General features: G+C 42.1%; 10 protein-coding genes. 2 read left to right on the top strand and 8 right to left on the bottom strand.

Translation table 11 applies throughout. The annotated features are described in order from the left end of the window. Window positions 1-2: 2 nt before the first annotated feature. The 8 genes from der to rlmN all read right to left on the bottom strand — a co-directional run bounded on the left by der (window position 3) and on the right by rlmN (window position 8903). A complete protein-coding gene (gene der, locus SFRI_RS05780) occupies window positions 3-1469 on the bottom strand; it encodes a ribosome biogenesis GTPase Der (RefSeq protein WP_011636594.1) in 1467 nt (488 codons plus the stop codon). A 103-nt stretch (window positions 1470-1572) separates the two neighbouring features. Continuing rightward, window positions 1573-2808: an outer membrane protein assembly factor BamB gene (bamB, locus tag SFRI_RS05775; RefSeq protein ID WP_011636593.1), complete on the bottom strand. Its 1236-nt coding sequence runs from the start codon at window positions 2806-2808 to the stop codon at window positions 1573-1575. Window positions 2809-2820: 12 nt separating this feature from the next. Then, on the bottom strand, window positions 2821-3441 hold the full coding sequence (locus tag SFRI_RS05770; RefSeq protein ID WP_011636592.1) for a tetratricopeptide repeat protein: 621 nt from the start codon (window positions 3439-3441) through the stop codon (window positions 2821-2823). Window positions 3442-3467: 26 nt separating this feature from the next. Next, on the bottom strand, window positions 3468-4742 hold the full coding sequence (gene hisS / locus SFRI_RS05765) for a histidine--tRNA ligase (protein ID WP_011636591.1): 1275 nt from the start codon (window positions 4740-4742) through the stop codon (window positions 3468-3470). Window positions 4743-4840: 98 nt separating this feature from the next. Continuing rightward, on the bottom strand, window positions 4841-5956 hold the full coding sequence (ispG, locus tag SFRI_RS05760; RefSeq protein WP_011636590.1) for a flavodoxin-dependent (E)-4-hydroxy-3-methylbut-2-enyl-diphosphate synthase: 1116 nt from the start codon (window positions 5954-5956) through the stop codon (window positions 4841-4843). A 31-nt stretch (window positions 5957-5987) separates the two neighbouring features. Next, window positions 5988-6965 (bottom strand): RodZ domain-containing protein, encoded by a 978-nt coding sequence (locus SFRI_RS05755; RefSeq protein WP_011636589.1) that lies wholly within the window; start codon window positions 6963-6965, stop codon window positions 5988-5990. Further along, complete coding sequence (pilW, locus tag SFRI_RS05750) at window positions 6965-7750, bottom strand: type IV pilus biogenesis/stability protein PilW (RefSeq protein ID WP_011636588.1); 786 nt, start codon at window positions 7748-7750, stop codon at window positions 6965-6967. The genes SFRI_RS05755 and pilW overlap by 1 nt, the downstream gene beginning before the upstream one ends. A 31-nt stretch (window positions 7751-7781) precedes the next feature. Then, the gene (gene rlmN / locus SFRI_RS05745) at window positions 7782-8903 is read right to left on the bottom strand and encodes a dual-specificity RNA methyltransferase RlmN (RefSeq protein ID WP_011636587.1); all 1122 of its coding nucleotides are present in this window, start codon (window positions 8901-8903) and stop codon (window positions 7782-7784) included. 147 nt (window positions 8904-9050) lie between these two features. Here rlmN and SFRI_RS05740 point away from each other — a divergent pair, with 147 nt between their 5' ends. Both SFRI_RS05740 and SFRI_RS05735 read left to right on the top strand, forming a co-directional pair. Next, on the top strand, window positions 9051-10100 hold the full coding sequence (locus SFRI_RS05740; protein ID WP_041412833.1) for a CNNM domain-containing protein: 1050 nt from the start codon (window positions 9051-9053) through the stop codon (window positions 10098-10100). Between the two features lie 222 nt (window positions 10101-10322). Continuing rightward, window positions 10323-12059 (top strand): bifunctional metallophosphatase/5'-nucleotidase, encoded by a 1737-nt coding sequence (locus SFRI_RS05735; protein WP_011636585.1) that lies wholly within the window; start codon window positions 10323-10325, stop codon window positions 12057-12059. Window positions 12060-12146 lie beyond the last annotated feature (87 nt).

Here is a 12146-nt window from a genome sequence, read left to right as displayed (position 1 = left end):
TATTACTTAGTACGATCGCGAATGTGGCTCATTGCACGCTTACGACGACGCTCTTGACCTACGGTCAATTTCTCGGTTCTACCTTCAAACGGGTTAGCACCTTCATGGAAACGTAACTGAATTGGCGTACCAACTACTTTTAATGAACGACGGAAGTAGTTCATCATGTAGCGCTTGTACGAATCAGGTAGCTTCTTAACTTGGTTACCATGAATAACTACGATTGGTGGGTTATAACCGCCAGCGTGAGCATATTTAAGCTTTACACGACGACCATTCACCAATGGTGGTTGATGATCATCTTGCGACATTTGCATAACACGAGTAAGCATTGATGTGCTTACACGACGTGTAGCACTGTCGTAGGCTTCTTCAATTGACTCATATAAATGACCAACACCAGTGCCATGTAATGCCGAAATAAAGTGAATACGGGCGAAATCGATAAAGCCTAAACGGCGATCAAGTTCGCTTTTAACACGGTCTTTGACTTTTTGATCAATACCGTCCCACTTATTTATCGCAATAACTAATGCACGACCTGCGTTTAAGGTAAAACCTAATAAACCAAGATCTTGTTCTGCAATCCCTTCGCGCGCATCGATAACTAACAATACTACGTTAGCATCTTCAACTGCTTTCAAGGTTTTAATTACCGAGAATTTCTCAATAACTTCATTTACTTTACTGCGACGACGAACACCAGCAGTATCAATTAATACGTACTCTCTACCTTCGCGTGACATTGGAATGTAAATACTGTCACGAGTGGTGCCTGGCTCGTCATAAACAACAACACGTTCTTCGCCGAGGATACGGTTAATCAGTGTTGATTTACCCACGTTAGGCTTACCAATAATAGCGAGCTTAATCGGTAAGTTTTGCAGGCGTTCTTGTTCGGCTTCAGCTTCTTCTTCAGTGTATTCACGTTCAACTTGCTCGCCTTCTTCGTCGAGTTCGCGAACAATACCCATAGCTTCGGCATAAGGCGTTAGTGCGTAGTCAATCATGTTGGTCACACCACGGCCTTGCGCGGCAGCCATTTGATAGACTTCACCTAAACCTAGAGACCAAAATTCACCACAAGCAGAATCGGCATCAATACCGTCAACTTTGTTGGCAACCACAAAAGTGACTTTATCGCGGCTACGTAAATGCTGAGCAATCGCTAAATCGGCAGCCGTCATACCAGCACGAGCATCGGTCATAAATAATACGACATCAGCTTCTTCAATCGCGGCCAATGACTGTTCAGCCATTTTGGTTTCGATCCCTTCTTCGCTGCCATCAATACCGCCAGTATCAACAACGATAAACTCGTAGCCAGCTAAAAAAGCACGGCCGTATTTACGGTCACGTGTTAAACCTGGGAAATCAGCGACTAACGCATCACGAGTACGAGTAAGACGGTTAAATAATGTCGATTTGCCGACATTCGGTCGCCCTACAAGGGCCACAACAGGGATCATGATTTTGCCTCTAAAAAACTTTTCAATAAAAAGCCCCCGGAACGCTTCCAGGGGCTCTAGTAAGGACATTATACCTTAATTAACGCAAAAATAGTGCTATGACTTATTCCGCATTAGTTTCAGTATCTTCCTCTACATTCATTTGTTCTTCTTTGTTCAACATAACAATAGCGATTTTGCCACTACGACCTTGAACATAGATTTTGTCACCCACAACTAAAGGTTGGGCATATAATCCATTACTATCAACTTGAACTCGGCCAACTATATCGCCGCTATTACGGTCAATAAAATGTAAGTAACCTTCAAAGTCGCCGACAACAATATAGTTATCAATTACTGCTGGTGCTGTTAACTCACGGTTTTTAAGGACTGAAGTGCTCCATAATTCTAAACCATTACGGCGATCGACTGAGTAAATTCGGCTATGATCATCGACCAAATACAGACTAATACCTGCAGCAGCTAAATCATTAAAGCTTGAATATTTACGCGACCAAACAACACGACCACTACGAAGTTCCATAGACACTAAGTTACCATTGTAACTAGCAACATACAGATTTTCGCCCAGTACTAATGGCGTCATATCAATATCAGCCATCCGGGTGAACTCATTTGCGCCGGTTGGACTAAAGACGGGTTGTTCCCAAGCAGCCTGACCATTACTTTTAACGACAACAGCCACCTTACCGTCTGCTGTACCTAAAAAGAAACCGCCCGCTTCATATGCTGCAGAACCAGTACCACGTAAAGTCAGGTTTGGCAGTTGCATTTCATAGGTCCATAACTTTTTACCGTTATCGATATTAAATGCTTCAAATGCGCCTTTACTGGTATTTACCGCAACAACATCTTCTGCCACTGTCGGCGCCGATAATAACTCGCCATTTGCTTGCGCAGACCACACAACGTCACCGGTTGCTTCGTCAAGCGCAACCAATAAACCCGTTTCGCCACCAACAAAGACTTTATTACGTGCAGCTGTAACACCTGCTGCTAAACGAAGCCCCTTGGTTTTAGTTTCAAGCTTCTCTTCAAAGACGTCATTGAAGTCTTGCTTCCAAAGCTCATCACCGGTTGTTTCATCAAAAGCAACCACAATACCGCTGCGATCGGCGACAAACACCTTGCCGTAACGAACGGTAGGACGAAGTTGCGAGTAATAATCGCCTACACCATCGCCGACACTGGTATCCCAAGTGACCTCAGGAAAAACGGTTGCTTGTATATCAACTAATTCACTCACAGGCTCTTCTTCAACATCACTTGAAGAACAAGCAGACATAAGAGCAACACTTAACCCAACGGCAAGTAGATTTTTACACCACGACTTCATCGGCTAAATTCCTTATGCCTTGTTTAGATTGTCTAATTTCATGGTCAACGCTGGACTGGCTAACGCACCACCATTATCCACTGCTGCTTGATAAGCTGATTTGGCTTTATCCAAATCACCTTGACGCACTAAAAAGTCGCCTTTTAATTCTTCACGTTGTGAAGCAAATGCTTTATCAGTCACTTGTTCTAACGTCGCTAACGCCATCCCTAAATTGTTTTGCTCAGCTTGGATACGCGCTAAACGGATCATCGCTACCATGCCTAAACCAGAACCAGGTTGCGCAGCAATCACTTTAGTAAATGATGCTTCTGCTTTGGCTAAATCACCCGCTTCAACAGCTGATTTTGCAACCATTAATTCTAGTAGCGCTTGATAACCTTGCTGATCATGTTCTGATGTAAAGTTTTCAGCCTGAACCAATAACGCAGCAGGATTAGCCGACTGTGTCACGATGGACTGGAATGACTCTGAAGCTTCTTCAGCCGCAGTCACTTTCATGTCAGAATAAGTATTCCAACCATATAGACCACCAAGGCCTACTACGGCACCAACGACAATCGAGGTACCATAATCTTTCCAGAACTGCTTGATAGCATCTACTTGTTGTTCTTCTGTGCTATAAATTTCCACTTGCACTTCCCCTTTAAAATCTGTTCTTAAATCAGTTCTGCAATTTTAGCTACGAGTTCACTACGCGTAACCAATTGTTGTTCATTGTTTGTTCTTAACGGCTTAATGGCAACTTGATTGTTGGCTATTTCGTTTTCACCAATAATCAACGCAAATTGGGCACCGCTTTTATCAGCGCGTTTCATTTGCTTTTTAAAGTTACCACCACCGCAATGGCTCATGACTTTAAGCGTTGGCAACTGTTGACGCAACTCTTGAGCCACTTTAATGGCTTCAACGACACAATTTTCACCCATTGCAGTGACATAAACGTCCACTTCAGGGGCAATATCACTGGTTAACTCAAGCGTTTCAAGCAAAAGCACAATACGCTCAAGTCCCATAGCAAAGCCAACCGCAGGTGTGTCTTTACCACCAAGTTGGCCGACTAAACCATCGTAGCGTCCACCTGCTAATACTGTACCTTGAGAGCCCAAACTAGTGGTAACCCATTCAAATACAGTGCGGTTATAATAATCTAAACCACGGACTAAACGCGGATTGATGGTGTATTGGATGCCAACAGCGTCTAAGAGTTCACACAAAGTTGAAAAATGTGTCTTAGAGTCTTCACCAAGGTAATCCATCAATGCTGGTGCATCGCCTAAAATGGCTTGCACTTGCGGATCTTTACTGTCTAACACTCGCAATGGATTTGAATACATGCGACGTTGACTATCTTCATCCAACTTATCTTTGTGCTGCTCTAGAAATGCGATTAAAGCATCACGGTAAGCGGCGCGCTCAGCGGGGTCGCCTAGCGTATTAAGCTCTAGTGCAACGTGTTCTTTAATGCCGAGTAAATCCCATAAACGGGCAGATAACATTAATACTTCAGCATCAATGTCGGCGCTACCAATACCATACACTTCAACACCAAACTGGTGGAATTGACGGTAACGACCTTTTTGCGGACGCTCATGACGAAACATGGGACCCATATACCATAAACGTTGTTCTTGGTTATACAGCAGACCATGTTCATTACCAGCACGAACGGTTGAAGCCGTACCTTCTGGGCGTAAGGTTAAACTGTCACTGTTACGGTCTTCAAAAGTGTACATTTCCTTTTCAACAATATCGGTCACTTCACCAATAGAGCGCTTGAAAAGATCTGTACTTTCAACGATGGGAGTGCGAATTTCGCTATAACCAAATGCACTAACTGATGAACGCAATACTGCTTCGACTTTTTGCCATAAAGGACTTTGCGTAGGCAGAATATCGTTCATTCCGCGAATTGCTTGGATTTGCTTTGCCACTGTTAACGTGTCCAATTCTTGAATTAGCTTGCGCTAATAAAATGTAAATATACCCTCAACATCGACAACACTTAGATTGCCATGCACAGGATTAATGATTATTCAGTTTTGTCGGTTATAGCGATGCGGTTGGCCATCATGCTCGCTTTAGCACGGATCTTGGCTTCTAAACCATCGATGATTTTATTGTTATCAAAGCGCTCTTTTTGACGTACTCCGTCATCATAATAACCGCTCTTAGCATGGCCGCCAGTTAAGCCGATATCAGACACTAACGCTTCGCCTGGACCATTGACTACGCAACCAATAATTGACACATCCATTGCAGTGGTAATGTCTTCAAGACGACGTTCAAGTTCATTGACGGTACTAATCACATCAAACTCTTGGCGCGAACAAGAAGGACAAGCAATAAAGTTAATGCCACGGCTACGAATACGTAGCGACTTTAAAATATCAAAACCAACTTTAATTTCTTCAACCGGATCGGCCGCTAACGAAATACGTAAAGTATCACCAATGCCTTCAGCTAATAACATGCCTAAACCGACAGCTGATTTAACTGAACCTGCACGCATGCCGCCGGCTTCGGTAATACCAAGATGTAACGGTTGACGAATTTGTTTAGCCAGCAGACGGTATGATGCGACAGCAAGGAAAACATCTGACGCTTTAACGCTGACTTTAAATTGATCAAAGTTCAAACGGTCCAAAATATCCACATGACGCATCGCTGATTCAAATAATGCTTCAGGCGTTGGTTCACGATATTTGTCCATTAAGTCTTTTTCAAGCGAGCCACCATTCACTCCGATACGGATGGGAATGTTTTTATCGCGCGCGCACTCAACCACACTACGAATGCGTTCTTCATTACCAATATTACCTGGGTTAATACGCAGGCAATCTGCACCGTATTCAGCGACTTTAAGCGCGATACGATAATCGAAATGAATATCGGCCACTAATGGCACATTGACAGACTGTTTGATAATTTTAAACGCTTCAGCATCATCCATAGTCGGCACTGAAACACGTACAATATCAGCGCCGACTTTTTCTAATGCTCGAATTTGAGCTACGGTGGCGGCAACATCGGTAGTTTTAGTATTCGTCATCGATTGGACGGCAATCGGCGCACCATCACCAATAGGCACATTGCCTACATAAATTCGGGTAGATGGTCTGCGAATAATTGGGGATTCGTTATACATGCAAATATGCTCTACTGCTGTTGCTAAAGCATTATGACGCTTTAGGCAGGGTTAATCTTGCAACTCGACCGTTGGCAAACTCAGCTAAACTGACGTTATTGCCATCGAGGCTGATGCTGGCTACTTGAGGCGCACCCAAAATCACTTTAAAAGGTTTTATTCCACGAACTTCAATTCGTTGTGCCGCATTTTTCACGCCATCAACCATCACTTTGCCATTAGCATCGGTTACGTTAACCCAGCAGTCACCGGTGAGCTCAATGGTTAACACGCTCTCGGCACCTGCTAAACTAGTATCTGCTGTTGATGAAGATACAATATTAGTACTTTCAACAACACTGCTAGCGGGTAATGACTGTGAAGCAGTCGCTGCATCTTGGGCCGTTTGAATCAGTTTGTCCTCGGCTTCTATTGCTGCCTGATTAGCCACATCTGTTGCACTAACATTGCCTTCGTTATCTAAACCATTACCACTGGATTGTACAGAGCCACTTCTAATGATCTGTTGCGGTTCAGGCATATTGCTTTCAGCTGCAATTTCTTCAACAGTAGGCTGTGATAAATCAATATTGGTTAGTAACGATGATTTTTGTACCCACCACAGCACTAACATGGCAATCAATACAGCAACAATAAGGTAGGTCACTAAATTAAGACGACTATTACGAGCTTGATGAGTCGTCTTACGTGAAAAACTTTGCATTGCAGGCGCAACAATTTCAGGCAACTGATGGCTTAAACATTGTTGAATTTGGTTAATATCGGCATTCACAACACGGGCATAATTTTTAATATAACCTCTAACGTATGTGGTAGAGGCAATATTAACAAATATGTCGTTTTCAAGATCATTGATAATCTTGGGACGTAAATGCAATTGGGTTGCTACGGTCTCAAGTGAGAGTCCCTTTGCTTCGCGAGCCGCTTTTAAAATGGCGCCAGCAGTAACAACATCCTTTAACAATGGCGCTTTTTCTGCGTCTTGTTCTACTTCGAATTCTTTAGTCATTAATTCAAGTTAGCTCTATAATTTTTGGCTTGTGGAGATGCAGGAAACTTCGCAATGAGTAAAATGCCAAATCGTTTTACGGCCTCTATATCATTTGCCGCCCGCTCAATCTTAATCCCTAAGGCTAAACTTTCTGCTGATTCGCTAGCAACTCGATGGTATCTTGCGAGTTGTTCGCGCGCATTGCCGTAGTCAGCATCTTCCATGGCTAACTCGGTTAACTCTAATAACGTTACTTTACGTCTTTGATCATACTTTAACGCCATATTAAAATACTGTCGCGCTTTTTCTTTATCACCGGCTTTACGGCTGCATACGCCTAAGTTTTCATAACTCGATGCGGTACGGGTATATTTAGGTGTTTCAATCGCCGCAAGAAACATTTTCTCAGACTCAGCAAAATTATTTTGCTGACACAAAAACACCCCAAAATTATTCCGTGCATCACCAGTAACATCACTCAAGCTAATGGCTTTTTTATATGACTCTTCTGTTCGCTCTATATCACCAACAGTTTGATAATAATAAGCCATTGCCATATGAACTTCACTGATATTCGGCGCATATTCAACAGCTTTATTTAAATTATACTTGGCTTGTTCGCTATTACCACGATTTAGATAAGTTAACCCAAGTTGCATTCGTTCTCTAGCGGCTCCCTGCTTATCAAACCGACGCTCTGCTACAGGGGTATCAGTACCGCTGTAAGTGCGCTCAGTCACACAAGCAGTGACAGATAAAGCCACTAATGTAATCAGACCAACCTTTTGCATTCCGTGCTTCATTTATAAGCCTATTATCTATGCAAACAACGAGTTATTCCATTGTGACTGAAATCTGATTCTGTTGCATTTGTTTTTTTGCTAAACGCTTTGTTCTATCACGAATATCACCGGCTAATTGGCCACAAGCAGCATCAATATCATCACCACGGGTTTTACGAACAATCACTGTTAGGCCATGTTCCATCAACACTTTAGAAAAACGATCTATGCGTGAGTTAGATGAACGACCGTAAGGAGAACCAGGATACGGGTTAAACGGGATTAAGTTAATCTTACATGGAGTATCTTTCATTAGTATCGCGAGTTCATGCGCTTGGTCTGTGCTGTCATTAATATGATCAAGCATGACATATTCAACCGTCACGCGGCCGCGATTTGCATTAGACTTTTCTAAATAGCGACGAATGCCCGCTAAAAATTCTTGTAATGGATATTTTTTATTAACTGGAACCAACACATCGCGCAGTTCATCATTAGGTGCATGAATACTTACCGCTAGTGCGACGTCAATGGCGTCACCTAATTTATCAAGTGCAGGTACTACACCAGAAGTTGATAACGTCACTCGACGTTTAGATAAACTAAAACCAAAATCATCTAGCATAATATCCATCGCAGGGATCACGTTAGCAAGGTTAAGCAAAGGCTCACCCATACCCATCATCACTACGTTAGAAATTGGTCGATCGCCAGTATCTTTGTGGAAACCTAAAAATTGCGATACACGCCAAACTTGGCCAATAATTTCAGATACCGTTAAGTTACGATTAAAACCTTGTTGGCCCGTTGAGCAGAAAGTACATTCTAAAGCACAGCCGACTTGTGATGATACACACAAGGTCGCACGGTCTTCTTCAGGAATGTATACGGTTTCAACTTCTTGGCCTTGGCCAACATTGATAGCAAATTTAATAGTGCCATCATTCGACTTTTGAAAACTCGCAATTTCAGGCGCAACTATTTCACACTTTGCTGCAAGCTTGGTACGCAACACTTTGTTTATGTTGTTCATTTCTTCAAAGTCAGTAACACCAAAGTGATAAACCCACTTCATTAACTGATCGGCACGAAACGGTTTTTCGCCCATTTCACTGAACAACGCCCGTAGTCCTTTACGATCAAGATCTAATAAATTGATTTTCTTTACACTCATTCGCCTAACCTCAAAACACCAAAACCTGTAACAGGGCGGCGAATTATACAGTTAGCATCACGTTTTAGCCAGTATATCTGCATCTAGTGATATGTTAGTATTACTGCAGGCTATATGGCCTTCTACGAGGAAGTTTTTACCCACACTATGTTAACCCTTTTATTGATTGTTTCTTTTGCTATTTTGATTTCCTTTTTGTGTAGTATTTTTGAAGCCGTTCTCTTATCTGTTACTCCAAGTTATATCGCAACCCTGAAAGAAACTAACCCCTTTATTGCTGCGCAACTCGATAAGCAAAAGCAAAATATTGACTCTCCTTTAGTGTCTATCCTAACGCTAAATACCATCTCACATACCATGGGTGCTTCTGTTGCAGGCGCACAGGCGGCTATTGTGTTTGGTAGTCATATGCTCGGAGTATTCTCTGCGGTTCTGACTTTTTTAATTTTGTTCCTCTCAGAAATCATTCCTAAAACATTAGGGGCTAATCATTGGCGTAAATTGGCGCCATCGGTATCGGTTTGCTTATTCTGGATGGAAAAAATAACTATGCCTTTAATTTGGATGTCTCAAAAGGTTACCAATCTCTTAGGCAAAGGTAATAACGGTCAATACATTCGTCAAGAACTCAGCGCAATGAGTAAAATGGGTAAAGACAGTGGTGAGCTAAGTGAGCAAGAATCACAAATTTTAACCCAAATGTTATCGATGAAAGACATGCACGTCAGCGACATAATGACCCCCCGCACTGTGATATTTAAATTATCGACTCACATCACTCATGCGCAATTTACCGACCAATATTTGTCGAGTCCGTTTACTCGTTTTCCGATTTACCAAGGTGACCGAGACAATGTGATTGGTTATGTTAATCGTAATGACATTATTCTTCAGTCTCGCCAAATACCAGATACCGAAATTGGTACTCATTTAAAAACGCTACTTGCTGTCCCCTCTTCAGTAAGAGTATTGCCACTGTTTCAATTAATGATAAAACGTAATGCTAAAATGGCATTAGTGGTTGATGAATATGGCTCAAGTGAAGGGATAGTGACAATTGAAGACATCATCGAAACCTTAATTGGTTTAGAAATCGTTGATTCAAAGGATTTAGCTCCCAACATGCAAGCTCTGGCACGTAAGCTGTGGCAACGACGTATCAAGAATAAAGGTTTGGTTATATACGATGATAATTAACTTGGTTAATTAAGCCACTTGTATACGAATACATAATTAAAAAAATCAATTGTTAACACTCTTTTTATCGCATTTTTTAATACAAACTGTATTGGCTATATTCAGCTAATTTGTACCATCGTTTTCGTAATTTGAGCTGCAATATAAAGATCACAAAAACGCGCAGCGATAACATGTTTACCTAAATTAGTATAAGATAGCGACATTAAATTGAGGGAAAAAATGTCACATATTTATCGTTTATCTATAGCTCATATTAATGACACTCATTCTAACTTCGAACCTAGTCCAGTCCAATTTAGCCTGACAGCCCAGCAACACACTTATACACTTGAAGGCCATTCAGGTGGCTATGCGCGTTTAGGTTACCAAATAGAACAGGCAAGGCAGCAAGCCGCAGCCGAACTAACTCCATTTCTATTTTTACATGGCGGCGATAGCTTTCAGGGCACTTTATATTTCAGGGAGTTTCAAGGTGCGGCTAATGCACACCTCCTTAACTTACTCAAACCTGATGCTATGGTATTGGGTAATCACGAAATCGATGCAGGTAACAGCCCTGTACAAGCCTTTTTGAACCGTATCGATTTTCCGGTATTAGCCGGCAATATGGATTTAAGCGCAGAAGATAGACATAAAACAGGTCGATTATACGGCCACCCAATGTTGTACGACTTTGATGACAGCACCAGAACAGCAAAAGTACTGATAAAGCCATTTCACGATACCCAGATGGCTATTATTGGTATTACCTTAGACCAAATGCATTTAATCGCTAGGCCGGACCCCGATACTCATTTTGTTAATGCTATCGACACCACCCGTAAAACAGTTCAAAAACTGAAACAACAAGGTATTAACCATATTATTGTACTAAGCCACCTAGGTTTAGACCAAGACCAAGAACTTGCTGCCAGTGTCGACGGCATAAGCCTAATTGTCGGCGGACATTCTCATACACTTCAAGGTAGTATGAGTAACATTGGCTTAAGCGATATTCCTTACGCCGAAACGATAAACTCAACGCCTATTTTGCATGCCGGAAAATATGCAGAAACACTGGGTCTTGCCCAAATCAATTTTGATTCAAATGGCAAAGTAACCGAGCTTATCGGTAATAATTATTTTATGCTTGATGACAATATTCAAGTCAGCACCAAAGACGGACAGCCTGCCGATAGCGCTATTGCTGCTGATTTAATCGAGCAGTTGTTCACCCATCCCAGTATTAAAGGCGCTCAGCATGATGATGCTATTCATCAGGTCATTCATAGCCAATACCGCCCATCATTAGATGCGCTAGAAAACCAAATACTGGCTCATATACCTCGAAATTTTGTTCACACTAGGTTACCCAGCAAACAGCTCCCTCATGGCAGTGAAATAGCCCCTTGGGTGAGTCGTAGCATGTATAAAGCGGCTAAATACATTGAGCCAAATATCGATTTTGCACTGCATAATGCTGGGGGGGTGAGGCAATCGCTCAATAAAGGTCAGTTATCACTTGCTGATGTTGTTGGCCGCATTCTGCCATTCGAATTACCCCTAACGCTGTATCAAATTATGGGTAAACACATTATTGAAGCATTAGAATCGTCCATCAATAGCGCGACCAATAATGGCATTGTTGGTACCGGAGCGGGCAGTTTCCCCTATCCTTATGGATTGCGCTACTTCTATGATGGTAAGCGAATTAAAGGCCAGCGGATCACCCAGATTGATATCTACAAGCAGGATCAATGGCAAACTCTTGAATCCAATAAACTGTATATTGGTGTATCAAGTGCTTATACCGCTGCGGGTAAGGAAGGATATGATGCACTATTGCATGCTCACTGGCAGCAACCGATGAGCAATCAAACACTCCCTGAAGCTTTTATCGATTTTGTTAGCCAGCATGGACATCTCATTACGGGACAACTGTTTGCAAATGTACATTATATTAGCCACCGCGACTAAACGATGGCTTCATGTATCTAGATGACAATACCCAACAGAGCATACCTAACAGAAAATACCTAACAGCTGATAGAAGACAATAATTCG

This window comes from Shewanella frigidimarina NCIMB 400, from assembly GCF_000014705.1.
GTDB lineage: Bacteria > Pseudomonadota > Gammaproteobacteria > Enterobacterales > Shewanellaceae > Shewanella > Shewanella frigidimarina.
This window is presented reverse-complemented; position numbering and strand designations above follow the sequence as displayed.

Bases quoted from the DNA above. Each gene is read 5' to 3' on its own strand.
- SFRI_RS05755 (WP_011636589.1), bottom strand. From the start codon at position 6,965: ATGACTAAAGAATTCGAAGTAGAACAAGACGCAGAAAAAGCGCCATTG.
- der (WP_011636594.1), bottom strand. From the start codon at position 1,469: ATGATCCCTGTTGTGGCCCTTGTAGGGCGACCGAATGTCGGCAAATCG.
- bamB (WP_011636593.1), bottom strand. From the start codon at position 2,808: ATGAAGTCGTGGTGTAAAAATCTACTTGCCGTTGGGTTAAGTGTTGCT.
- SFRI_RS05740 (WP_041412833.1), top strand. From the start codon at position 9,051: ATGTTAACCCTTTTATTGATTGTTTCTTTTGCTATTTTGATTTCCTTT.
- rlmN (WP_011636587.1), bottom strand. From the start codon at position 8,903: ATGAGTGTAAAGAAAATCAATTTATTAGATCTTGATCGTAAAGGACTA.
- pilW (WP_011636588.1), bottom strand. From the start codon at position 7,750: ATGAAGCACGGAATGCAAAAGGTTGGTCTGATTACATTAGTGGCTTTA.
- SFRI_RS05735 (WP_011636585.1), top strand. From the start codon at position 10,323: ATGTCACATATTTATCGTTTATCTATAGCTCATATTAATGACACTCAT.
- ispG (WP_011636590.1), bottom strand. From the start codon at position 5,956: ATGTATAACGAATCCCCAATTATTCGCAGACCATCTACCCGAATTTAT.